The 21,357-nt window shown below is 62.3% G+C and carries 25 protein-coding genes; 11 read left to right on the forward strand and 14 right to left on the reverse strand.

Features of this window, described 5'->3' with window-relative positions; translation table 11 throughout:
* Positions 1–17 precede the first annotated feature (17 nt).
* The gene (locus tag Q0792_RS19825; RefSeq protein WP_298845207.1) at positions 18–1,181 is read right to left on the reverse strand and encodes an ATP-binding protein; all 1,164 of its coding nucleotides are present in this window, start codon (positions 1,179–1,181) and stop codon (positions 18–20) included.
* Positions 1,182–1,438: 257 nt separating this feature from the next.
* Positions 1,439–2,257: a response regulator gene (locus Q0792_RS19830; protein WP_298845210.1), complete on the reverse strand. Its 819-nt coding sequence runs from the start codon at positions 2,255–2,257 to the stop codon at positions 1,439–1,441.
* Positions 2,258–2,356: 99 nt separating this feature from the next.
* Here Q0792_RS19830 and Q0792_RS19835 point away from each other — a divergent pair, with 99 nt between their 5' ends.
* The 4 genes from Q0792_RS19835 (at position 2,357) to Q0792_RS19850 (ending at position 5,040) form a co-directional block, all read left to right on the forward strand.
* Positions 2,357–2,527, forward strand: a complete 171-nt coding sequence (locus Q0792_RS19835) for a NepR family anti-sigma factor (RefSeq protein WP_298845213.1) — start codon at positions 2,357–2,359, stop codon at positions 2,525–2,527.
* The gene (locus Q0792_RS19840) at positions 2,524–3,075 is read left to right on the forward strand and encodes an RNA polymerase sigma factor (RefSeq protein ID WP_298845216.1); all 552 of its coding nucleotides are present in this window, start codon (positions 2,524–2,526) and stop codon (positions 3,073–3,075) included. Before Q0792_RS19835 ends, Q0792_RS19840 begins: the two co-directional genes overlap by 4 nt.
* 32 nt (positions 3,076–3,107) lie before the next feature.
* Positions 3,108–4,823: a sensor histidine kinase gene (locus Q0792_RS19845; protein WP_298845219.1), complete on the forward strand. Its 1,716-nt coding sequence runs from the start codon at positions 3,108–3,110 to the stop codon at positions 4,821–4,823.
* A gap of 100 nt (positions 4,824–4,923) precedes the next feature.
* On the forward strand, positions 4,924–5,040 hold the full coding sequence (locus Q0792_RS19850; RefSeq protein ID WP_298845221.1) for an entericidin A/B family lipoprotein: 117 nt from the start codon (positions 4,924–4,926) through the stop codon (positions 5,038–5,040).
* A 106-nt stretch (positions 5,041–5,146) separates the two neighbouring features.
* On the opposite strand, the gene Q0792_RS19855 is transcribed toward Q0792_RS19850, so the two are convergent.
* The 8 genes from Q0792_RS19855 to Q0792_RS19890 all read right to left on the reverse strand — a co-directional run bounded on the left by Q0792_RS19855 (position 5,147) and on the right by Q0792_RS19890 (position 10,647).
* Positions 5,147–5,494: a hypothetical protein gene (locus tag Q0792_RS19855; RefSeq protein WP_298845224.1), complete on the reverse strand. Its 348-nt coding sequence runs from the start codon at positions 5,492–5,494 to the stop codon at positions 5,147–5,149.
* Positions 5,495–5,622: 128 nt separating this feature from the next.
* On the reverse strand, positions 5,623–5,952 hold the full coding sequence (locus tag Q0792_RS19860) for a hypothetical protein (RefSeq protein ID WP_298845227.1): 330 nt from the start codon (positions 5,950–5,952) through the stop codon (positions 5,623–5,625).
* A gap of 47 nt (positions 5,953–5,999) precedes the next feature.
* Positions 6,000–6,764, reverse strand: coding sequence for a DUF3618 domain-containing protein (locus Q0792_RS19865; RefSeq protein WP_298845229.1), 765 nt, complete (start codon positions 6,762–6,764; stop codon positions 6,000–6,002).
* Complete coding sequence (locus tag Q0792_RS19870; RefSeq protein ID WP_298845231.1) at positions 6,757–7,176, reverse strand: phage holin family protein; 420 nt, start codon at positions 7,174–7,176, stop codon at positions 6,757–6,759. The genes Q0792_RS19865 and Q0792_RS19870 overlap by 8 nt, the downstream gene beginning before the upstream one ends.
* Positions 7,173–7,685: a hypothetical protein gene (locus tag Q0792_RS19875; protein ID WP_298845234.1), complete on the reverse strand. Its 513-nt coding sequence runs from the start codon at positions 7,683–7,685 to the stop codon at positions 7,173–7,175. The genes Q0792_RS19870 and Q0792_RS19875 overlap by 4 nt, the downstream gene beginning before the upstream one ends.
* Positions 7,686–7,752: 67 nt before the next feature.
* On the reverse strand, positions 7,753–9,297 hold the full coding sequence (locus Q0792_RS19880) for a phospholipase D-like domain-containing protein (protein ID WP_298845236.1): 1,545 nt from the start codon (positions 9,295–9,297) through the stop codon (positions 7,753–7,755).
* Positions 9,281–10,387: an AI-2E family transporter gene (locus Q0792_RS19885; RefSeq protein ID WP_298845239.1), complete on the reverse strand. Its 1,107-nt coding sequence runs from the start codon at positions 10,385–10,387 to the stop codon at positions 9,281–9,283. Before Q0792_RS19885 ends, Q0792_RS19880 begins: the two co-directional genes overlap by 17 nt.
* Before the next feature lie 71 nt (positions 10,388–10,458).
* Positions 10,459–10,647: a PLDc N-terminal domain-containing protein gene (locus Q0792_RS19890; protein ID WP_298845242.1), complete on the reverse strand. Its 189-nt coding sequence runs from the start codon at positions 10,645–10,647 to the stop codon at positions 10,459–10,461.
* A 139-nt stretch (positions 10,648–10,786) separates the two neighbouring features.
* On the opposite strand from Q0792_RS19890, the gene Q0792_RS19895 reads away from it, so the two are divergent.
* Positions 10,787–11,041 carry a hypothetical protein gene (locus Q0792_RS19895; RefSeq protein ID WP_298845245.1) on the forward strand — a complete coding sequence of 85 codons (255 nt, stop codon included), beginning with the start codon at positions 10,787–10,789 and terminating at the stop codon, positions 11,039–11,041.
* Between the two features lie 201 nt (positions 11,042–11,242).
* A complete protein-coding gene (locus Q0792_RS19900) occupies positions 11,243–11,971 on the forward strand; it encodes a Crp/Fnr family transcriptional regulator (RefSeq protein ID WP_298845248.1) in 729 nt (242 codons plus the stop codon).
* 224 nt (positions 11,972–12,195) lie between these two features.
* Here the strand turns inward: Q0792_RS19900 and Q0792_RS19905 are convergent, their stop codons facing one another.
* From Q0792_RS19905 to Q0792_RS19915, 3 genes are read right to left on the reverse strand one after another with little or no spacing between them, the layout of a single operon-like run.
* The gene (locus Q0792_RS19905) at positions 12,196–13,140 is read right to left on the reverse strand and encodes a ParB N-terminal domain-containing protein (protein ID WP_298845251.1); all 945 of its coding nucleotides are present in this window, start codon (positions 13,138–13,140) and stop codon (positions 12,196–12,198) included.
* Positions 13,140–14,471 carry an AAA family ATPase gene (locus Q0792_RS19910; RefSeq protein ID WP_298845253.1) on the reverse strand — a complete coding sequence of 444 codons (1,332 nt, stop codon included), beginning with the start codon at positions 14,469–14,471 and terminating at the stop codon, positions 13,140–13,142. Before Q0792_RS19910 ends, Q0792_RS19905 begins: the two co-directional genes overlap by 1 nt.
* Positions 14,472–14,474: 3 nt before the next feature.
* Positions 14,475–15,407: a helix-turn-helix domain-containing protein gene (locus tag Q0792_RS19915; RefSeq protein ID WP_298845256.1), complete on the reverse strand. Its 933-nt coding sequence runs from the start codon at positions 15,405–15,407 to the stop codon at positions 14,475–14,477.
* A 531-nt stretch (positions 15,408–15,938) separates the two neighbouring features.
* Between Q0792_RS19915 and Q0792_RS19920 the strand changes: the two genes are divergently transcribed.
* From Q0792_RS19920 to Q0792_RS19935, 4 genes are all read left to right on the forward strand, one after another.
* Positions 15,939–16,427 (forward strand): CreA family protein, encoded by a 489-nt coding sequence (locus Q0792_RS19920; RefSeq protein WP_298845259.1) that lies wholly within the window; start codon positions 15,939–15,941, stop codon positions 16,425–16,427.
* A 117-nt stretch (positions 16,428–16,544) separates the two neighbouring features.
* Positions 16,545–17,024, forward strand: coding sequence for a GAF domain-containing protein (locus tag Q0792_RS19925; protein ID WP_298845261.1), 480 nt, complete (start codon positions 16,545–16,547; stop codon positions 17,022–17,024).
* A 250-nt stretch (positions 17,025–17,274) separates the two neighbouring features.
* The gene (locus Q0792_RS19930; RefSeq protein WP_298845264.1) at positions 17,275–18,552 is read left to right on the forward strand and encodes a hypothetical protein; all 1,278 of its coding nucleotides are present in this window, start codon (positions 17,275–17,277) and stop codon (positions 18,550–18,552) included.
* Positions 18,549–19,325 (forward strand): hypothetical protein, encoded by a 777-nt coding sequence (locus Q0792_RS19935; RefSeq protein WP_298845266.1) that lies wholly within the window; start codon positions 18,549–18,551, stop codon positions 19,323–19,325. The genes Q0792_RS19930 and Q0792_RS19935 overlap by 4 nt, the downstream gene beginning before the upstream one ends.
* 10 nt (positions 19,326–19,335) lie before the next feature.
* Here the strand turns inward: Q0792_RS19935 and Q0792_RS19940 are convergent, their stop codons facing one another.
* Positions 19,336–20,748, reverse strand: a complete 1,413-nt coding sequence (locus tag Q0792_RS19940) for a mechanosensitive ion channel family protein (RefSeq protein WP_298845269.1) — start codon at positions 20,746–20,748, stop codon at positions 19,336–19,338.
* 242 nt (positions 20,749–20,990) lie between these two features.
* Between Q0792_RS19940 and Q0792_RS19945 the strand changes: the two genes are divergently transcribed.
* Positions 20,991–21,356 carry a hypothetical protein gene (locus tag Q0792_RS19945; protein WP_298845272.1) on the forward strand — a complete coding sequence of 122 codons (366 nt, stop codon included), beginning with the start codon at positions 20,991–20,993 and terminating at the stop codon, positions 21,354–21,356.
* Position 21,357: the final 1 nt, after the last annotated feature.

A 21,357-nucleotide genomic window follows, 5' to 3' on the forward strand; every position in this document is an offset into this window, starting at 1 on the left:
AAACCCTGCCGAACGCCTCAGGTCGCCCGTAGCCGCGCCACTGCAGCCTCGAGTGGCAGTGCGCGCAGCCCCGCCTGCCCCGGCACGTCCCGGTCACCGGCGTATACGAGCAGCCGCTCCGAAACGCCCAGCTCTTCTGCAGCAACATGAAACCCGCGTGTGACTTTGGGCGCTGTGGTCCGCTTGACCTCGATCGCCCAGAGCGCGCCGCCCGGCAGCGTCAGGATCAGGTCAATTTCAGCACCTGCGGAAGAGCGGTAAAACGCAGCCTCTGTACCGCGCGGCGCGGCGGCAATCAGGTTCTCGATACAGAACCCCTCCCAGGACCCGCCGACCACCGGATGCCCCAGCAATGCCTCCGGCGTTTCCAGACCCAGCAGCGCATGGGTAAGCCCCGCATCGCGGATGTAGATCTTTGGTGATTTCACCAGCCGTTTGCCTGCATTGGCATGCCAGGGTTGCAGACGGCGGACCAGCATCAGATCGACCAGCAGATCCAGGTACCGCGCCACGCTCTGTCCCGACACGCCCAGCCCCGCCGCCAGGCGCGCGGCATTCAGCAGACCGCCCTGCTCATGGGCCAGCATCGTCCAGAACCGCCGAAGTGTCTCGGATGGGATTCGCAGACCAAAGGCGGGAATGTCCCGCTCCAGATAGGTGCGGATGAAATCCTCGCGCCAGGTCAGGCTGGCCCGGTCCGATGCGGCCAGAAAACTGTCCGGGAACCCACCGCGCAGCCACAGCTGCTGCAACGCCCCCTGCCCCGTTTCCTCAAGGGTCAGCGGGGTCAGCTCATGATAACTGACGCGCCCTGCCAGCGATTCCGCGCTCTGCTGCAGCAGGCTGTCTGACGCCGATCCCAGCAGCAGAAACTGACCGGTGCGGTGCCCTGCCCTGCGCCGGCGGTCGATCTGGCCGCGCAGTGCACCAAACAGTCCCGGCATCAGCTGAACTTCATCGATCACCACCAGCCGGCCGGCCTGCTCATCAAGGTACAGGTCCGGCTCCGCCAGAACCTGACGATCTGCACTGCGCTCCATATCCAGATAAACGGCGTCCCGCGCCTCTGCGATGTCCAGCGCCAGCGTGGTTTTGCCCACCTGGCGCGGTCCCAGCAGAACGACACCCGCCTGTCCGGACAAGGCGTCTTCGATGAGGGACAGATGATTTCTTGGTATCATACCTTGCATTTATGCCATCATATGGAAGATTTGCAAGGTTAAACCGCGCTGATCCGCACACGGACCATGGTGTTGTTCTGATGCAGATACCTGTGCTCAGCTGGCTTACCCGGCAGAAGTGGCCGGAGGGAAACACCCGTTATTCCGGGTGTTCCTCCGAACGCAGACAGGCCCGCAAGTACACCCGAGCAGAACATCGCGGGTTCACGGCCAGACCTGCGCACAAACCGGCGGTCCAGCCAGACCTTTCTGACGGATCAGCTGCCGCGCAGCGTCGCCGTCGAAGCAAAAAACATCGCCTGGCTCACAGCAACCGTCACCTGCTCCTCGGTATAGGGCTTGGCAATCATAAACGCAGGTTCATGCCGTTTCCCGGTCAGCAGCCTTTCAGGGTAGGCGGTGATGAAAATCACCGGCCGGTCGCCGATATCGCCCAGAATATCCGCCACCGCATCAATGCCCGACGAGTTATCTGCCAGATGAATATCCGCCAGTATCAGATCAGGTGTTTTCTGCCCCGCCAGCGCCACAGCAGCCAGGTGTGTACGGGCAATGCCCGTGACCTCATGGCCCATTCCCGTCACCATGCTCTCCAGATCCATGGCAATGAGCGCCTCGTCTTCGATAATCAGAACAGAGCCTGCGACCGAGGCCTGCATCTCTTTATAGGCAGCCTCCAGAAGCCCCGCGACTTCCCCGGCCGGAACCTGCATGATCCCGGCAATCTCGGCTTCGGTAAACCCCGCCAGAACCGACATCAGCAGCGCTTCGCGGCTGTTGGTGGTCAGTTGCGACAGATGGTTCTGCGCGGCAGCACTCAGATCACTGTCGGGGGTCTGACCGGCCTGCGCCCCACGGTCCAGCCATATCCGGTGAAAAACGCCGAAAAGCGCCGCGCGCACCGGGGCATCACGGTCAATGCACCCCGGATCCGCGACAATCGCCTCGAGCGTGCCGGCAGCCAGATCGTCCCCGGCCTCCTGCCCCCCTGTGAGCGCTCGCGCATAGCGGCGCAGGCCTGGCAGATGACCGGCGATTTCGTCTGCAAAATCGCGCACAGGGATATCGTTGGACATTCGTTTCTCCAGCTTTTTTTGAATTATTTCGGAACCGAACGCCACGAAACGGTGTTTTGTTCCCAGGCGCCTGAAGAAATCCGAAGAGGAGACCGGTACATGAGCCGGGACGACCAGAATAACAGAACGTCAGAGATGATCGACGAAAACCTGCGCAAGATTTTCAGGCAGGACGCCGACAGCGACCTGCCGGACAGGTTTACCGCCCTGCTGGACAAGCTCAGGGCGCAGGATCTTGGCGGAAACAACAAAGGAGACACACGCAGATGACAGCCGACCCGAAAGAGGAAATCACCCAGCACCTGAATGCCCTGCGTGCCTTTTCCCTCAGCCTGACACACAACCGTTCACTGGCCGATGACATGGTCCAGGACACGATCGAAAAGGCGTGGAAAAACATCGACAGTTTCCAGCCCGGTACGAACATGCGTGCCTGGCTTTTTACGATTCTGCGTAACACCTTTTATTCCAACCGCCGCCGCGCCGTGCGTGAGGTGTCCGATCCGGACGGCTTTATGGTCGACCAGCTTTCGGAAAAACCAGCACATGATGGCCGCCTGCAGATGAACGATTTCCGCACCGCGCTGGCACAGCTGCCGGACGAACAGCGTGAAGTGCTCCTGCTTGTTGGCGCCTGCGGATACTCCTACGAAGAGGCCGCAGACATGTGCGGAACTGCCGTTGGCACCGTGAAAAGCCGCCTCAACCGTGGCCGCGCACGTCTGGCAGACCTGATGGACCTCGACGCCGGTGATCCCACCGAAATGACCGACGCGACGACCCTGTCCGTGCTGAGCCAGATGGCCGCCGCCGCGTGACCGCGGACGGTGCCCGCCGAACGGGCGGGGGGATGGGCCTGGCCAACAGGGGCATGCTGCTCGTGACGCTTGCCCTGCTGCCGCTGGGTTTGGTCGCGCTGTGGCAGACAGACCGCATTTTTCAGGACAACCGCGCCAGCGCCGAAGTGGCGCTTCTGGCCGTGACTGAAAAGGCCGCTGCCCGCGAAAGGCTGATCATCGAACGCACCATCGGTGCCGCTATGGCGATGGGCAACACCGCCAGCGCCCTGCTGTCCGAGCCTGAACGCTGCGCGGCTGTTCTGGGCAATTTCCGGGCCAGCAGCCAGTTTTATGCTTTTGCCGGCTTTATTGCGCGGGACGGTCAGACCACATGTATCGCTGCCGGATCGCAGGGGTCACAGGCCACGACCCTGGCGGCCGATGAAACGCTCAGAGAACTGGCAGACCAGCAGGCCCCCGGCCTCTACACCGTGCCCGCAGCGGATGCCGGGGATCCGTCGCTGCTGGTGATTGCCGCACCGGTCTTCAGCGACGAGGTTTACAGAGGCCATATGACCCTGCACATCGCACGCGATAAAATGCAGTCCACCTCTGACGACCTGACCGGCGAACGCCCGCTGGGGCTGGTCACCTTCAGCAGCACCGGGGAAATCCTGACCTCCGAGCGTCAGCTCGCGAACGCCCGGAAACTGCTTCCTGCTGACATGAACCTTGCCGATCTCGCAAACGAAGATCCCTATACGTTCGAGGCCGTCTCAGAACGCGGTATCAGCCGCACCTACGCGCTGTTGCCCATGGTGCCCGACGCTGCCTATGCGCTTGGCACCTGGGACAATGACACCGGCCTGCTGCAGGCGGAAACCTCCTACTGGCGCACCATCGCCCTGGCAGGTCTGACATGGCTGGCCAGCCTGCTCGTGGTGTTTCTCATCATGCAGGTACTGGTGCTCAACGGCATGGAATCGCTGCGCATCCAGTTCCGGCGGTTCCGCGCAACACGCGACCTGCCAACCGGCCCGATCCGCGGACGCGGCGAGCTGTACGATCTGGAAGATGATTTCCGCGAACTGGCCGGAACCATCCTGCAGGACGAGGCCCGGCTGGAGGACGCAGTGCGCGAAAAGAACGTGCTGCTCAAAGAAGTCCACCACCGCGTCAAGAACAACCTTCAGCTCATCAATTCGATCATCAACATGATCCTGCGCGCCCGTCACAGCGATGCCACCAAAACCGTCGTGCGCCGCCTGCAGGACCGCGTCATGGCGATGGCATCCGTGCACCAGTCGATCTATCAGGCACAGTCGATGGAACGCATCGACGCCGCAGAGATTGTACGGGAGATTGTCAGCCAGGCCGTGAACATCGGCCTGCCGCGCGGCTCCGCTGTGTCGGTGAATACCGACCTGACGCCCGTGGTGCTGCACCCCGACCAGGCCATGCCGCTGTCGCTGCTGGTGTCAGAGGCGGTGACAAATGCGCTGAAATACGTGGGCGGCGACGCCCCGGAAATCCGTGTCAGCCTATCGGGAAACACCGAAACTGACGCGGGCCGTACCGCGACCCTTTCGGTTGTGAACACCGTGGGGCCGGAAACCGACGACGGCGAAGGCACCGGCCTCGGAGCGCATCTCGTCAGGGCCTTCTCGTATCAGCTCGAGGGAGATCTCGTCGTGACGCAGCAAGACGGGCTGAACACGGTCAGCATCACTTTCAACATCGCAGAGTATGATCCAACGCTGGAAAAGTCGGTCACCATCGCGGCCTGATCTGCACCGTGGATCACTGCGGGCCCGAAAGTGCACAGCGCCCGGAACAATCCCCGCTGCGACGCGTTATCCTGATGTAACACAATGAAAGGAAGACAATATGTTCAGGATTCTTGCAGTAGTCCTCGCGCTGACAACACTGGCCGCCTGCGAAACGACCAAAGGTGTTGGCAAAGACGTACAGAATGCCGGCGAAGCGCTCGACGAAGCGATCTGAACGCTGCCACAGTCAAAAAAAGAGCGGTCCTCAGCGGCCGCTCTTTTTGTGTCCGGATCACGGTTCCCGCGTCTGCCCCGGTGTGACCGGCACACCGCCACCCGCGCTACTGCGACAGTTCTGCAAGTGCTGTGTCACCATCACCCAGCACGCCGGCATGATCCTCAAGCACCTCGGCTCTGTCCAGATCGGGCCGCCAGTCTTTGCCATGGGCCAGCGTACAGCTCAGCCCGTCCTCGCGATATGATATGAGCGTCCATGTTCCGCCATAGCCCGCCGCCCAGATCCGGCCACCGGAACTGTGCCTGGCCATGAACCTTTCACCATGCCATTCAGTCAGCGCGGCTTCCATTTCGGCTGTTGGCATACAGACCGGCGGCTCTGCGGCGGCAGGCAGTGCCGCACCGGTTGTCAGGGCAAGAACAAGAGCGGTTTTTCTGGCTGTGTGTCTCATACCCGAAAAACGCCTTCAACGGCGGTATGGTTCCCGTAAATATCTGATTTTAAATAATGATCCGCAGAGCCGGACATGCAAAAAGGGCACCCTGTTTCCAGCGGCGCCCTCTCCGGGATCGTTACAGATCAGCTGCGGCTGCGCGACAGCGCCATGCCCAGAACAACGCCGACGGCCAGCGCACCGGCCACGGCCACCAGGGGCTGTTTCTCGACGCCCTCACGCGCCATACGGCCCGCCTCGTTCAGCCCGGCGCGCAGTTCCTCCACGCCTTCACCGGCGCGGGCGATGGCACGGTCCGCCGTCTCCGAGGCGGTTTCCCGCAACTCTGTCGCCTGCCCGGCAACACGCTCGCGGGCCTCTTCGGTGGTGCGCTTGATCCTGTCTCGCGCAGTCTCCCTGTCGGGCAGGCTGGCGTTCGTCAGTGTTTCGGGGCTGGCGGAATGAATGGTTGTCATATCGGTCTCCTGTGTCTCAGGGTGAATGGGGTGGCAGGCGGCAGGCGTCAGCCAGCGCCACGAAGTCTTTCCTGACCGGCACGCAGGCCATCGCGCAGCGCGGCCTCGCCGGTTGCGGTGGCCTGTGCCAGCTCATCGCGCAGCACCAGTTCGGCCTCCTGCAGCAGCGCATCGCGTCTGGCGCCCAGCAGGTCGTCCTCTATCCGGGTCCGCGGCAGCAAAGCGGCCACCACAGCGCCGAGACCCAGGGCAAGCGCACCTGTGGAGAGCGGCTGACGGTGGTGGAACGAGCGGGCCCTGCGTGCGGCAATTCCGGCCTTGCGGTCCAGCTTTTCCTGCGCCTCGATCGCCGCCTTGCGCGCCCTGATGACCCGCTCACGGGCCGGTGCGGGCAGATTGGCCAGACCATCGTTCAGCGCTGCACGCAGGCGGGGCGCCACCGGCTCAGATGACTGCTCTGCATCAGCAGCCGCCACACGGGCGTCAAACTCACCGCTCAGCGGGTCATCGCCGGACTGGCCCTGCGCCACAGCCGTACTGCGGGTGTCATAGGGCGGCTCAGGCACGCGCTTTTTCGGCCCGGCCAGCAGCGCGGCAACGCCGATGCCCACCAGCGCGGCACCCGCCGGGTTGGCGCGCACCATATCGATCGCCGCATGGCTGACCGCGCCACCGCGCATCTGCATTTCGCGCGCAACGGTGCCGGATACCTGCCCGGGGGACAGCGCCTGCGCCAGCTGGCTCAGCGACCGCTCCAGAAGGCTCCGGTCAGTTTCGATGTCCCGTTCGATGTCTCGGATACTGTCAGACATTGGCTGTCTCCTTCAGTGTTTCGATGTCCCGGCGGATGTTCTTCACAGACCGCTCGGGCGTCAGTTGGGTGGAGGTCAGACGGTGGCGCCCGACCACAAAGAACAGGGCAGCAAGCGCCAGTGCCGCGGCGCCAACGATCAGCGAAGACGCCCAGAGCGGCAGACCCAGCGCAGCAATGCCTGTCACCGCCGCAGCGGTCAGCACATCCAGCGCCGACATCACCAGAAAGCCCGCGAAAATCATCATCGCAATCCCGGCAGCGGCACGCGATGCCTTGCTGGCCATTTCGCGCTTCATCAGGGCAAACTCGTTCTGCACCAGCCGCAGCGCCTGCTGCAGCGCCGCCTGGATCAGGCCCGGGGCGTCTGCCGGATCGGGTGTCGCGCCAGAGGATACATGCTCGTCCCTCATGCCGCGCCCCTTTCGCCGGTATAGCTGGTATCGGATTCCTCATAGGCCGGAGAGCCCGCAGGCATGGTGCTCACGTGGCCCGTCCAGGGGTCACCGGCCGTCCTCGCCTGTGGCGCCGGACCTTGCCGGTCACTGGCTTTGAGGAAACGCACTGCGGCAAATCCCAGCAGCGCGGTGCCGCCAAGAAAGAGCAGCGGATTTTCCCGCGCAAACCGGGTCACTTCGCCCGCGGCACTGTTCAGGTCGGTATCGCGCAGAGCGCCGGCAACCTGTTGCAGGCCTGCAGCCATCTGATCGGCGGCCTGAGCCTGCAGAGTGCCCGGCTCGAATTCACTGCGCGCAGCAGCCGCCGCATCAGCGGCATTTCCGACGGTATCGCCGGCACGCGCTGCAACACGACCGGCGGCTTCGCTGGCCTGTTCACGCGCTGTTTCGCTGACAGCTTCTGCCGCGTCATCAATGCGTGCGCGCAGGTCGGATCCGGCAGTTTTTTCTGAAGAGTCTTTCATAGCGTTCTCCATGTTCTGGCTTCACAGGGACAACGCGGGGAAACAGATCTTGTTCCCTTTTTTATTCTCAGACCATTTCCTTTGGCACACCGGGCAGCGGTCTGCCCATTTCGCGTGCAGGTGCAATTTCATAAGGAAGAACAAAGCCCTGGCGGGACCGCGGTGCGGTCGCAGCATTGGTCACCGCAAGCTGCCGCCAGCGCCCGGCCGTCCCGGGCACGGCATCCGTCATCGTTGCATCCGCCCCCTCCGGCAACCAGGCACCCATGGTCCGCGCGCGCAGATGGCGCACCTGTGCGGGATCCGAAATCTCGATCCCGATTTCCGTGTCCCAGCGCATGCTGCGACCGTTCAGATTGGCGGATGTCACCAGCCCGGCACGGTCATCAAATACAGACACTTTGGAATGCACAAAGATAACCGGCGCCCCGTGCAGCAGCTGGCGCCCCTCTTCGTTCTGCGCCTCTCTGATCTGTGCCGGAGCACCCACAAACAGCCGGTCACCATACGCCTGCGTCAGCTGGTCCAGCGCCCTGGCCTGCAGAAACTCGCCATACTGAAGATCAAGGCTGTCCTCGCCGTCAAAGGCCACCTCCATAGGGGCGGCCGGCAACATCACAACCAGCTCCAGGTCAGGGGCTTTGCGCGCCCGCGCTGCAAGCGCATCCGCGATCATCGGGTCGCGCAGAAACTGGCTCTCAAGATAAATCAGCTGCCTGGCCTCACCGATCTGTGTCAGGTGTCGGTCAAGAATGCCGGTGTCACACACATGCGGCGACAGATGCGCCGCCTCTCGCCGTCGCCGCGACGACAGCGTCCGGAGCAGTCCCGGAGGCGGCGTCACAGGTACCTGGCCTGCGCATTCCGCCATGAACCGGTCCAGGTGGTCGCGGGCAGCCCGCGCGCGCACCGGGTCGGTGGTCATCACCTGCACATCATGCCACGTCTGGTCAGAAGGCCCGTGGTGACCGGTGGTATCGATCCGGCGATGATCCAGATCCAGCCCGCCGATATACAGCACCCGGTCGTCGACCACCGCAACCTTCTGATGGTGCGTGACGGGCATCATCGGCACCAGCATGTCCCGCCGGGGTCTCAGCCTGCCGCCTGCCCGCGTTACAAACCGCCGGAACAGCGGCATACAGCGCCAGGCCTCGCGCCGGGCCGCATCCGGCAGCGCATTCAGCCGGTCACAGGTCCCGGCAATCTGCCGCTGGACCTTGGGCCACAGCATCAGCCGCGGCCCCCATCCGACCCGCGCCGGATGGTCGGCCACCCTGGCGCGCAGCAGATCGCCCCGCGACGACAGCTCGGCGATGCCGGCAAACACGCTCAGCGCTTTCCAGCTGCTCTGGTGCATCTCTGCACGCACCACAGGGTCAAAATCGCTCAGGCTGAAGGTTATACGCACACCCTGATCCAGCTTGTGCACCAGCAGATCGATCCATGTGGCGCCGATGGCCCGCGCCCTTTCCGAGCGCAGCGGCGTGCGCGGATCAAAAACACGGAAGCCCGCGTCAATGCGGGTCTTCGCATCCAGAACCGCCTCTTCCAGCGCGCCATAAGCCTCGTCAGCGGTGATCAGAACGCGCAGTTCATTCAGCGGGTCCATGTATTGCCTCCGGTTCGCATCGTTCCCCCCCGGTGCGGTGCACTGGAGCCGTCATCTCTGTCCGGCCTGTGTCCAGCGCCTTGCTGATCTGGCGCAGCCAGACAAGGATCGGAATCGCAATCAGCCCGCCCAGCGGACCCCAGACCCATACCCAGAATACCAGCGACAGAAAGATCAGCAGCGGGTTCACCTTCATATGGCGGCCCACCAGGCTGGGCGTCACGAACTGCCCCTCTGTCATATTCATCATCATATAGAGCACCGGCGGCGCAAAACTCATGGGGCCGTCAAAAACAATGATCCCGCCGGCCGTCAGCACCAGTGCAAAGGCAATCGGCCCCAGATACAGGACATAATTCACCAGAAAGGCCGCCACCCCCCAGTACACCGGGTTGGGCATACCGATCGCAGACAGCATCAGCGCCACAAGACAGCCGAATCCGGCATTGATCGCCGTGATGCTCAGGAAATACCGCGACACCTCCCGCTCGGCCCGGTAGAGCGCTGCGCCCGACAGCGCCGCAGAGCTGCGCTCGATGAATGCATAGAGCTCGGTGCGGGTCAGCAGGAAAAAATAAAGAACGCCCACAAAAATCATGATCTGCGCGGCCACAGAGGGCACATAGGCCAGTATATCGTGCATCCCGGGTACCTGCACACCACCGCCGGCGCTGATCTCTCCGGTATTGTCGGGGTCCAGTGTCTGCGCCACTTCTTCCTGAACGTCACCAACACTCTGCATGGTGCTCTTCAGGCCGCTGAAAGCATCCTGGACCTCATTCCACAGGATCGGCACCCGCAGGATGAATTCGGCAACGACCGGATACAGCAGGAAAACCCCCAGCACGATCGCGGACAGCACAATTACCAGAACCGCCATGGCCCCGGCAACGGGCGGCGCACCGGCGCGGTTGAATGCATCCGCCATCGGCGCAAAAACGATGCCCAGCGTCACCGCCAGAATGAGCGGCAGCAGAACAGCAGTACCCGTCTTGAGCAGCCACACAGAGGCGACAGCGGCCAGAATAAACAGCGCCGCACGCAGGCCGGGCGTCAGGGTCACGGAGTTCTGTGCAGCTTGGTCAGTCACGGGCATCCTCGCGGAAAAAAAGAGCACCAGCGCTGATTGCGCTGATGCCGGTATCTCTCAGGTCACTGTGTTCAGACAGTCACGCGCGACCCGCCGCGCGGGCCTGCAAAGAACCAGATGATAAAGCCGATCACAGGCAGCACCAGGATCAGCAGCGTCCAGAGCAGCTTTGCGCCCAGCGACACCGCGCTCGTCCATGTTTTCACCAGTGCATAGATGTTTGCGATCAGTACGATCAGGCCAACAATTCCATATTCCATTTGTCTTCTCCTCATTATGAACCTGACTGCCCAACGACCCGGTGCGCACAGATGTTCCCGGAAAAACAAAATAAAAAATCCGGAACAAGCAGCAGTGGCGGCCCGTTGTCATGGCGAACGATCAACAAAGGAGATGAACATGAAACCCGGAATTATCATTGCCGCCATCGCCGCTGTCGCTGCCATCGCTTTTGGCGTGTACATGATCGACATTGATCAGACCGAAGAGGCCGCGCTGCCCGATGTCGATGTTTCTGTCGAGGGCGGCAACCTGCCGGAATTCGACGTCGAAACCGGTGACATTGATGTTGGCACAACAACCATCGAGACAACTGTGCCCACCATCGATATCGAAACGCCCGCCGAAGACAACCGCACGGCGGAAAACCAGTAACACGGCCCGCGGGGCACCCCGTTCAGGCGTGCCCCTGCCCTGTGAACCCGTCGCATCCCTGCGACGGGTTCTTTGTGTGATAATCACAGAAAGCGCGCCCCCACGCACTGCAGCGCCTTCCGGGGGCGACGCGCCGCACGGGAAATACGGAACAACTGCGCGGCCCGCGCATTGGTACTCTGGAAGCCCAAAGGAGATAATATGACGACCAGTTGCGAAAAATGCCCGCTCCGGAAGATCGATTTCTTCGATGATATGTCTCAGGACGAGGTAGAGAAAACCCAGCGTTTCAAATCCGGTGAACTTGTGGTCGACGCCGGCACACCAATCCTGATGGAGGGCTCCAACGCCCCCCAGATCTATACGGCGCTGCGTGGCATGGGTCTCCGTTACAAACTGCTGCCCGATGGCAAACGCCAGGTGATCAATTTCATCTTTCCGGGCGACTTTATCGGCCTGCAGGCCGGCATGCTCGGCGAAATGGGTCATTCGGTCGAAGCCACGACCAACATGACCCTCTGCGTTTTTGACCGCTCTGATTTCTTTGATTTTTTCCGCGGATCCTCAAGCCGCGCCTTTGACATCACCTGGATTGCCGCGACCGAGGAACACTTTCTGGGCGGCGCGCTGACCAACGTCGGCCAGCGTGACGCGATCTCGTCAGTGGCCTGGGCGCTTGTCATGCTTTTCCGCCGCGCCGACGCGCTCGGCATGGTTCACAACGACACGATGCCCCTGCCCTTCAAACAGCAGGATCTCGCAGATTCGCTGGGACTGTCTCTGGTGCACACCAACAAAACGCTGACCAAACTGCGCGACCGGCAACTGGCGGCCTGGTCTGATGGTAAATTGACCATCCATGACCTCGGCGAACTGGCACAGGTCGCCGGGATGGAGCTCGAACCCGTCAAAAGCCGCCCGCTGATCTGAACACCGGCCAATGATCTCTCCGGTGGTCAGACAACCACCGGAGCGCGCCGGCGCGTCACCTGCGAACCGCTTTGGACGGCGTTATTATATTGATTTTATTGTATTTTCAGATCACCGCCGGGCCTGAGCCTCCCGATCGACGGTTTCAGATCCGGCACGCCGGGCCCCTGTCCTGCAAGCAGTACGCCGCGTTCGGGCTGACCCGCCGGCCAGCGCCCCTGCCCCTATTTCTTCTTCACCTGATACCGCATGACCACTTTGGCGAGGTCCACCAGCATCGCCTCGAGGTCTTCATCGGCGATCCTCGCCTTGCGCATCCGGATGGCATAGCCGTCCGCTCCGCGCGTGGCCGTCATCGGGATGCCCCGGACGTCAAAAGCCTGAGGTGCATCGCCTGTCAGCACGGGCGGCAGCAGCGGTGCCAGCGGTTCGCCCCGCTTCAGTTTGGGGATGATACTACGGTACTGGCGCTTGGGCGTTTTCGCTACATCGACCTGCTCCAGAATATCGTCGCGCAACTCCAGACAGGCCAGGCCCAGCGAAACGTCCCCCTGCCCTACCCCGAGGCGTGCGGCGATTTCGGTCTGTGACAGCTCCTGCAGGCTTTTTGCCAGCAATCCGACAGAGATCAGTTCCTCAAAACCGTTGAGGTTCCGGCGCATCGTGTTCTCGTGGAACCGCTCTTCCAGATCGGCAAGGGTCTGGTCTCCGCCCTCTGTCGAGATGATCGCCAGCACTTTGCGGCCCAGAATGCGGCAGGCTTCGAGCCGCCGCCTGCCTGACTGGATCAGAAAGCGGTCGTTTGTCTGCAGTGGCGTGGCCTCATCCGCGGCCCAGTCCGGATTTTCCGGCCGCACCCTGACAGGCTGGGTCTGGCCCCGTCTGCGGATGTTCTCGACCAGCGCGGCGAAATCCGCGTCGTCCTGCCAGTCTGTGACCCGGTCACTGCCCACCGCGTCCCCGATCTGGTCGGGATCAAGTTCCAGTGCCACGGTACCGGCCATGACACCGCCGTGCAGCGAGCCATGGGTCTCGTCAATCCGCTGCTTGAGCATGTTCATCGCCGACCCTGCCCACATGCCGCCCATCGTGCTCCTGCGGGTGGCATCTGTTTCATCAGCGGGCGTGTCGTCGGGTATATCCGCGCTCAGCTTTCTCTTGCGTGCCATCAGCTCCAGCGCTCCTCTATGAAGGTTTTGGCATAATCTCTCGGCGGCAGGTCCGGCCAGATACGCTGCACCAGTGCGTCGTTCACCGCATTGGCATTGGTCATAAAGGCCTTCGCAGATGCCCGCCGTGTCTTGGGTGGCAGATACTCATAGATGCTCTTGTATTCCTCGGCCGCATTGGCAATTGCATCAGACCGGCTGTACCAGACCTGCAGCACGTCGCGCGGGGCTTTTCGGTACAGGTCCAGGATCTGGTCGGTGTCCTGATCGTTCTGCTCCTGGACAATCGTCGGAAGCACCATATGCGCTCCGCCGCCGATTTCGATGTCGGACTCAAAGCCCATAATGAACTCAAGGTACTCACCGATGTTCGACACATAGGTCGACAGTGTCGCAAGATCGAACCCCTTCATCGTCTGCGGGATGACCACACTGTCTGCGGCGACCAGACCATTGAGCTGCATCAGCGTCAGCGATGGCTGCTGGTCTATGACGATCACATCAACGGTTTCGTGCAATGCGCGCTGGTAGGCGTCCAGATCGAAAACACCATTATCTCCGCGGATATAATCTGTGGATGTCCTTGGCGGGCAGGCCGCTGACCAGCGCGCGATGGCATCCTTCAGGACCCGGTAAACAGGCACGCCCGACTGTCGGGACATGAAGAACAGGCTGATATCGCCATTCTGGATGTTCGCCCCGCCGGGGATCAGCCGGATACCGGGCCACGGCGTGTTGTGCCAGATCCGGTCCAGGTCTTCGCCCGAAGGCTCTGAAATGTCCTGCGCACCAGGATCGTCTACTCCCATGAAATCAGCAAGTGTCGGCGTTTCAGCATCAAAAAGCGGCAGTGTCTCATCCGCGAAATAGAGACTGACTGTCGCCTGCGGATCAGCATCGATAACACCGACGCGGAGCCCGTAGTGCAGATTGACATACTGCGCGAAATGCGCGGCACTCAGCGACTTGCCGGTCCCGCCTTTCTGGGCGCCGAATGTGACGACCTTGACCGGCTCGCCCGGGCGGCGCCAGTGCAGATAGGGCCGCTTCGCGGCAGGATTTGAGCCGATGATCGCCCGGATCAGCATGACCTCAGAAGGCGAAAACGTGCGCTCTCTGCCACGGCGCTCACCTTCGGGAAAGGCGGGATCCTCGGCGGATATGCGCGTGAGATATGTGGTGTCAACGGCAAGCAACTGCGCGGTTTCCACCATCGAAAAGCGACGTGCAACGCGTGTGCGCAGGGTCAGATCACGCTGTAACCGCGTGTTCACCGTCCCCATAACGCGGCTCATGTTGCGGATAAACTGTTCGAACTGCCCGTATGCCATCACTTATATCCGCGGATATATCATTTGCCCGGCATTGTCCGGCGCCGGTTTGTCTTTGCCCACAGAACAGGAGCGGGGACCGCGACGCAAGGTCTTTTCGGCAAGCTGCCACCTTTTGAGAAACCCGTTCAGCACAGCTGTTCTGCTGCTGCGCGAGGATCTGACCGTCGCTTTCAGAAGCTTGCTGAATGCCTCTGCCGAGGGTTCGCGGTGCCAGTGACGGGGCCAGGATTTCCGGATGTCCTGCAAGCCTGTGACCAGCTCTGCTTCCGTGAGTTTGCTGGCACGGATAAATGCCACCTGATCATTGAGGGTCATGCCCCCGACGGAGACCTTCAGCTGCTGCCAGAGCGCGAGCAGAGCCTTTTTGACTGTCTCGTCTGACAGTACCGTCCGGGCAGGACCCGTTGCGAGCTGTTCTCTGGTCTGCACCAGCAGTTTTTCAGGAGGCGGATGGCTCACAGCAGGGTAGGGAGCGCCGGCGAAACAGCGTGTCCAGCCCCTGATGAGTTTATCCGTATCATCCTCCTGATGATTTATATGGATATGTTTTTTAGACTCTTTAAGGCGTTCAGCAGGCTGATCACTGCGTTCACTTTTCCGGGCCGGCGCCGGCCTGAGAGAGGCGCGCCAGTCTTCCCAGAATGTGACCCTGTACTTCAGACGGTAGTTGTACCCGTTCGCAGTGGTCTGACGGACGGTTTCCACCAGTCCGTCGCGCCGCAGATCATCTACATATCCTGAAATTGCGGCTCTGGACCGGCCAAGGCGCTCGCTGAGCTGAGCAAGGGACGGCCAGCACTCCCCCTGGGCATTGGCCATGCGACACAGCTCGGCCAGTGTCCGGAAGGCTCCGGGTGAAAGGTCGAGATCCATGATCCCGACGGGCAGGGCGACAAACCCGTTGTCGCGGCTGAAACGCGGCTGCTCGGACATATTTTCCTCGTTCCCGCAATGCAAAAAGCTTGCAGGTTATGCTGCGCCGGACTATTCTGGAGGTGTAAGAACCAGATAACCGACAGGTTATTTTCTATAAGCCCGGGTGGTTGCAGCCGCCCGGGCTTATTGTTTTTAACGCACTACTCCGGCGCCTCCCGCGTGATGGCAGGAAGACAACGGTCGCCACAGCGACCGGATCGGTGTATCACTGGCAATGACATTGCACGGCCTGCTCAATGCACGGCTTTACGCCGCTTATTCGTGGTATTGAGAGCAATATAGCCCCAAATACCATGTATGACGCAAGACATTCTTTGTTTTGAGGCCGGTGTACACCCGCAAATCGCAAAGAATCCACAGAAAACGGGTGCCTGGGCGACCTCATCCGGCGCGCGCCAGGCGTTTGGCGGTCTGTGCCGCCGCGAATCGGATGCACGGGAGCGCAGGATTCAACCGCCGCCACCGGGCAGGGAACGAATGCGCCCTGGTCCGCGTTTCACCTCGGACAGTCCGGACAAGGAGACCCCCATGCGACCTTTATCAGCCCTGCGATCAGTCGCAGTGATCTTTGCCACAGGTGCCGCGTCTGCCGCGCAGGCCGAGCAGGTGGGGAATGTCGATGTCGACTGGCTGGGCAATGATATCATCATTGAGGCCTTTGCCGATCCGGGGGTGTCGGGCGTGACATGTCACGTGGCCTATTTTGAGCGTGGCCTGATTGATCGCCTGCAGAAAGGCAACTGGTTTGAGGATCCGTCCAATTCGTCCATTGCCTGCCGCCAGACCGGTCCGGTGGAAATCGGCGGTATCGATATGTCGGATGAGGGCGAATCCGTGTTTTCCGAGCGCCGGTCGATTATCTGGAAATCACTGCAGATCAGGCGGATCTTTGACGCGGACAGTCAGACACTGATCTATGTCGCCCACGCGCGCGACGTACAGAACGGATCGGCCAAGATGTCCATTTCCACCGTGCCGCTGTTTCAGCCCGGACAGACCACTGCTGCGGCAGAGTGACCGCAGGGCAGGACGCGGAAACCACGGGGGCTGTGTCACAGTTAATAGCGGACGGCTGCCGGGGGTGCCATTGTGCGCGCCTGAAATCCGCAGCACACACAGGACCGGACAGACGCCATGACGTACGAACCGCAGCCGGTCTCTGACCGCGACCCTATACCGGCTCTGCAGCAGATCCGCGAGGCTCTGGATTGTACAGCTGTCTTTCTCAGTCATGCGGGGCAGGCGCAGCATGTGGTGGCCGCAGAGGTTGGTCTGGACCGTCTGGGCGCACAGCCCCTGAAAAGCCTTTCTGAAGACAGTCTGCCAGGCGCGGTGCGCGCCATGAACTATCCCATGGTCATCGACAATGTGCATGCGCATCCTGCGGTGGCGGACCGGGCATTGTGTCTCCGGCAGGGTATCTGCGGCTATCTCGGCGTGCCGGTGATGTGTGCCGGCACCGGCGCGTGTTGTGGCACGCTGTCCGCGGTTACCGGCAGGCCGCGACACTGGAGCATGCAGGACACCGGGCTTTTGCTGGCCTGTGCTGCGCGTTTCGGCAGAAGCGGTTCTCTGGCATGGAGCGGGCTGCCGCAGGGCCGGACACGCAGCTGACAGCTATGTCACAGTTTAATGCGCGCCCCGGCCGCTTCTGCCAGGCTGCCGGTCTGCATTTCGGTGTCGGTTTTGGTTTCGGGGTTCGACGGGTGACGATGGGCGAAGGCCCTGAATATGCAGGAGCGCGCGGGGTGCCCCCGGCTTCACTTCACCCCGTGCGCTCTGATCACTCCGGCGGGCGCGGGTCTGGCACAGGCGTGCAGGTGACCCCATATGGGGGCGGTGGCGTGGTGCAGGGGGTTTTACGGTGCAGGAAAGAGACAACGAGGGACTGCGTGAGGCGCAGGAGCTGGAATCGCACGTGGCGTGGCTGGACAGTTTCACCGCCGCTGCCCTGGGGGTGCTGGCGGTGGCCTCCGGAATTTACACGTATCTCGGGGTATCATCGCTGCTGGATGACAACGGATCGCTGAGCTTTTTTGCCGCGATCAGCTATTCGGTCGCGGTCTCGGTCGGGATATTTGTGTTCTGGTCCTACATGATGCGGCTGCTGCCCGCGGTGCGCTCAAGGGCGTCGCGTATGGGGCTGATGCTGTCGATGGGTCTGGGGTCTGCGGCGATCATTGCAATGTCGTCATGGCTGAATGCGGCGGCACTGGCAGGGGCGGCGGCGGTCGAGCAACACCTTGCGCGGACAGTGCAGGAGTATCAGGGCGCGCTGGAGCGCGCGAACGAGATAGCAGTCTCTGCACAGGGGCTTGAGCGGGATGTGGCGCGGGTGCGCCAGTCGTTTGAGGATCTGTCCGAACAGGAGGCCACGGGCAATCTGTCCGGTCTGGCGGGGGAGGGCGCGGTTTTCCGTGTGCTGCGCCAGAAATCTGACGAGCTGGCCGGGCTGGAGGCGCAGATTGCCACCCAGCAGCCGCTGGTTGATGCAGCCTTTGCCGAAGGCAACGCTATTCTCAGCCGGATGCGGGCTCTGACGGTGGCACCCGGTGCCATCGAGGCGCGGTCGGTCGAGTTTTCCGAGGAGGCCGTGCGGCTGGCCGGGGTGATCACCACGCTGCGGCAGTTGTCTGTCGCGCCGCTGGTGGCGCGGGCGGCTTCTGATCTGAGTGCTTCGGTGGTGCTGCCGGAGCTGGACGGGCGCACCGCAGAGACCCGCGAAGGGCAGCGCAGTACCATCGTGTCAGTGCTGGAGCTGCTGGGCCAGCGGGCAGAGACGCTGCGTGCAGCCGCGGGCGAGGTGATGGCAATGCCGCCTGCACCCGATACGATCTATACGCCGATCAGCACGGCGGATGCGGTGATCATTTATGCGCGCAACTTTGTGCCCTCCTGGGCTGGTGCGATTGCCATCGATCTGCTGCCGGCCGTGCTGGTGTTTATCCTGGCCGTGACACAGAACGCCATCCGGGCGGGCAGGGCGGATCAGCCGCTGGCCGACAGTCTGACGGTGGCGCAGATGCGCGCGGCCCTGAAAGCAGCCCAGGAGCTGGACCCCGACACACCCCCCGCACGGGATCCGGCCGAACGGGCGGCCCCGGTGGTTGTGAGCGCCGGGGCCGAGCGCGGGTCTTCATGAGTACGCGGCGCGGGATCACCACACGCGGGGCGCTGACCGGCCTGCTGGCACTGCAGATCCTGCTGGCATTGCTGCTGATGGGCCGGGATCTGCTGGCAGCGTTGCCGGGCATGATGCGCAGCGCGGACCAGCCGGCCTTTGATACGCCGGTTGCGCCCGGAGACCAGCGCAGGCAATACGCGCCGCGCGATCTGCCCCTGCGTCCGGCAGACGGCCCCAACGTGCAGCGGTTCACGTCGAGCGGTGACATGCCCCGGCGGCTGGATTTTGACCGGCAGGGCGGGGTTCTGGTGCTGACCGGTCAGATTGCCGAAGGAGATGCGGCGCGGTTTGCCGGGACACTGGCGGAACAGACCGACGGGCTGGCCGTGGTACGGCTGAACTCGCCCGGCGGGTCGGTCACGGACGCGCTGGAGATCGGGCGTGCGCTGCGGGCGCAGGGGCTGGGTACGGTGGCCGGGGCAGGGGACATCTGCCTGTCGGCCTGCCCCTATATCTTTGCCGCGGGCACGGGACGCACAGCACATGAAGATGCACAGATCGGTGTGCATCAGCACTTTTTCGGCGCAAGTTCCGCTCTGCCGGCCTATTGGGCGGTGGAGGTGATCCAGCGCGGACAGGCGGATGTGATGCGGTATCTGGACGGTATGGGTGTAGACACGCTGGTCATGCAGCACGCGATGGCCACGCCGCCAGATGAGATTTATGTGCTGCTGCCCGAAGAGCTGGCGAAATACCGGATGGTGACAGAACAGGCCGGCGACGACGGCTGAGGCACGTTGCTCAGCGCGGGCCGAGCAGATCGTCTGCGGCATCTTCTGCGTCGGGGGGGCTTTCGGGGGCCGGGGTTTCGGACAGCAGATCGCCCTCGCCTTCGGTGGCATCGGGTTCCGCCGCTGGTGTCGCCGGAGGCAGACTGACGTCTTCCTGAGCGATTTCCGGATCACCTGCGTCCAGCACGCGCACGCCTTCGGGGAAGATCACTTCGCGCGCTTCGTCCGGCATGGAGATACCCGCGTTTGTCAGAGCGGTTTTGACTGCCCGCAGCAGGGCCGATTTCAGTTTGACCGCCGAGATCAGATGACCGTCAAACCAGTAATAGGTGCGGATATTCACGGTCGATGCCCCCAGCTCATCAACAAGGACCATGGGTTCGGGGTCGGACAGAACCGCTTTGTGACCGGCCAGACAGTTCATGATGATTTCCTGCGCCTCGGGCACGGTGGCGTCATAGCCGATACCCACCAGAAAATCGCCGCGCCGGTTCGGTGAAGAGGTGTAGTTTTCGATGACATTCTTGAAGATGGTGGCATTTGGAATGTGGATTTCGTTGCCTTCGACGGATGAGATCAGGGTGCTGCGGGTGCTCATGCTTTTGACCGTGCCCATGATGCCGGCGACCTCGATGAAATCGCCGCGCTGGAACGGACGGCGGACGCTGAGTATGAGCGAGGACAGAAAGTTTTCGGCGATGTCGCGAAAGGCAAAACCAATCACGATACCGATGACACCGGCACCCCCGATCAGGGAAACGGCCAGCTGTGTCAGCCCCGCAACCTGCAGCACGATGTAAAGGCCCACCAGAAACACCGGAAAGGCGATGGTGCGGGCGATCACCACCCGCAGAAACGGGGAACGGACGCGGTTGGCCAGCAGCAGTTTTGCAAGTTTCGAGACCAGGCGGGCAGCAAACCATGCCAGCGGCAGGACCAGCAGTGCGAGCAGGACCAGCGGCAGCACCGTCACGGTTTTGCGGGCCAGAGCCTCGAGCTCGGCCAGGGCCGGGTCAAAGGACCAGACAACGGCCTCCTGGACTGTGATCCGGTTGACGACCGCCACGACGCCTGCGGTTTTTGACCCCAGGCTCTGGGCCCAGGTGCGGCGGGCGTCGGTGCCGGTGGTGCCGTCGAGAAAAACCACGCCTTCGTCAACTGTCACCTGCAGGCCGGTGTACCAGTCTGTGGCTTCGAGAATGCGGGTGATCCGCGCCGCAATGGCGGTGTCAGAGGCCACAGGGTCGATTTCCACCTGTTGTTCCGGGGCAGAGGCAGTATCGGCGGTGTCCGCTGTGGTGGTCTGCGCCGGAGCGGCCAGGGCCGTCATCAGCCAGAGGGCGGATGCGAGCATGGCGATGTGCAGCAGGAACAGACCCCGGACGACGGGGGATAAGGCGCGGGTGGTGGCATGTCTGTGCACGTGTGATCTCCTGTCAGGGCGTCCGCCGGATGCTTTTCCCGGGCTGGCGCACTCTTAAAAGCGGTGAAACCCGGTTCTGGTTCCGACAATTTTGCACGAACTGTGCGCGCGGCAAACCACGTCGCGCGGGTGACGCAGGATCACCCGCGGGCAGGGGGCAGATTCCGCAACCGCTATGTCATAGTTTAATGCGGTCCGGCAGTGGAGGTGGCAGCCTTGCCCCTTACAAAAAGGACACCCCCATGACCAGAAGGCTTGCAGTATGTGTCGTAGAGCGAAACCTTTTTGTGGCTGCGGACATTGCTGAGATGCTGCGCATGGCCCTGCCGGAGGCTGATCTGGCGGTCTTTCATGAACTTGGCGCGGCGCGGACCGCTTCTGTTGCGCCACCGGATGTTCTGATGATCGCGGCCAATGCACAGGGAACATTCGATATGTCACCGGAGGATGCGGCCTGGATCAGCAGCTCGGAGGTGATTGCCTTTGATGCAGCCGACCGGTCAGCCTTTCCCGGGTGGCTGCATCTGAGCAAACCTTTTGCCGAGGAGGATCTGACGGAGGCCGTGCTTGGTCTGATCGCCGGACGGTCGGAAGAGCGGATGGGCTGAT

The sequence above is a fragment of the uncultured Roseobacter sp. genome (genome assembly GCF_947495025.1).
Lineage (GTDB): Bacteria > Pseudomonadota > Alphaproteobacteria > Rhodobacterales > Rhodobacteraceae > Roseobacter.

Bases quoted from the DNA above. Each gene is read 5' to 3' on its own strand.
- Q0792_RS19825 (WP_298845207.1), bottom strand. From the start codon at position 1,181: ATGATACCAAGAAATCATCTGTCCCTCATCGAAGACGCCTTGTCCGGA.
- Q0792_RS19830 (WP_298845210.1), bottom strand. From the start codon at position 2,257: ATGTCCAACGATATCCCTGTGCGCGATTTTGCAGACGAAATCGCCGGT.
- Q0792_RS19835 (WP_298845213.1), top strand. From the start codon at position 2,357: ATGAGCCGGGACGACCAGAATAACAGAACGTCAGAGATGATCGACGAA.
- Q0792_RS19840 (WP_298845216.1), top strand. From the start codon at position 2,524: ATGACAGCCGACCCGAAAGAGGAAATCACCCAGCACCTGAATGCCCTG.
- Q0792_RS19845 (WP_298845219.1), top strand. From the start codon at position 3,108: ATGGGCCTGGCCAACAGGGGCATGCTGCTCGTGACGCTTGCCCTGCTG.
- Q0792_RS19850 (WP_298845221.1), top strand. From the start codon at position 4,924: ATGTTCAGGATTCTTGCAGTAGTCCTCGCGCTGACAACACTGGCCGCC.
- Q0792_RS19855 (WP_298845224.1), bottom strand. From the start codon at position 5,494: ATGAGACACACAGCCAGAAAAACCGCTCTTGTTCTTGCCCTGACAACC.
- Q0792_RS19860 (WP_298845227.1), bottom strand. From the start codon at position 5,952: ATGACAACCATTCATTCCGCCAGCCCCGAAACACTGACGAACGCCAGC.
- Q0792_RS19865 (WP_298845229.1), bottom strand. From the start codon at position 6,764: ATGTCTGACAGTATCCGAGACATCGAACGGGACATCGAAACTGACCGG.
- Q0792_RS19870 (WP_298845231.1), bottom strand. From the start codon at position 7,176: ATGAGGGACGAGCATGTATCCTCTGGCGCGACACCCGATCCGGCAGAC.
- Q0792_RS19875 (WP_298845234.1), bottom strand. From the start codon at position 7,685: ATGAAAGACTCTTCAGAAAAAACTGCCGGATCCGACCTGCGCGCACGC.
- Q0792_RS19880 (WP_298845236.1), bottom strand. From the start codon at position 9,297: ATGGACCCGCTGAATGAACTGCGCGTTCTGATCACCGCTGACGAGGCT.
- Q0792_RS19890 (WP_298845242.1), bottom strand. From the start codon at position 10,647: ATGGAATATGGAATTGTTGGCCTGATCGTACTGATCGCAAACATCTAT.
- Q0792_RS19895 (WP_298845245.1), top strand. From the start codon at position 10,787: ATGAAACCCGGAATTATCATTGCCGCCATCGCCGCTGTCGCTGCCATC.
- Q0792_RS19900 (WP_298845248.1), top strand. From the start codon at position 11,243: ATGACGACCAGTTGCGAAAAATGCCCGCTCCGGAAGATCGATTTCTTC.
- Q0792_RS19905 (WP_298845251.1), bottom strand. From the start codon at position 13,140: ATGGCACGCAAGAGAAAGCTGAGCGCGGATATACCCGACGACACGCCC.
- Q0792_RS19910 (WP_298845253.1), bottom strand. From the start codon at position 14,471: ATGGCATACGGGCAGTTCGAACAGTTTATCCGCAACATGAGCCGCGTT.
- Q0792_RS19915 (WP_298845256.1), bottom strand. From the start codon at position 15,407: ATGTCCGAGCAGCCGCGTTTCAGCCGCGACAACGGGTTTGTCGCCCTG.
- Q0792_RS19920 (WP_298845259.1), top strand. From the start codon at position 15,939: ATGCGACCTTTATCAGCCCTGCGATCAGTCGCAGTGATCTTTGCCACA.
- Q0792_RS19925 (WP_298845261.1), top strand. From the start codon at position 16,545: ATGACGTACGAACCGCAGCCGGTCTCTGACCGCGACCCTATACCGGCT.
- Q0792_RS19935 (WP_298845266.1), top strand. From the start codon at position 18,549: ATGAGTACGCGGCGCGGGATCACCACACGCGGGGCGCTGACCGGCCTG.
- Q0792_RS19945 (WP_298845272.1), top strand. From the start codon at position 20,991: ATGACCAGAAGGCTTGCAGTATGTGTCGTAGAGCGAAACCTTTTTGTG.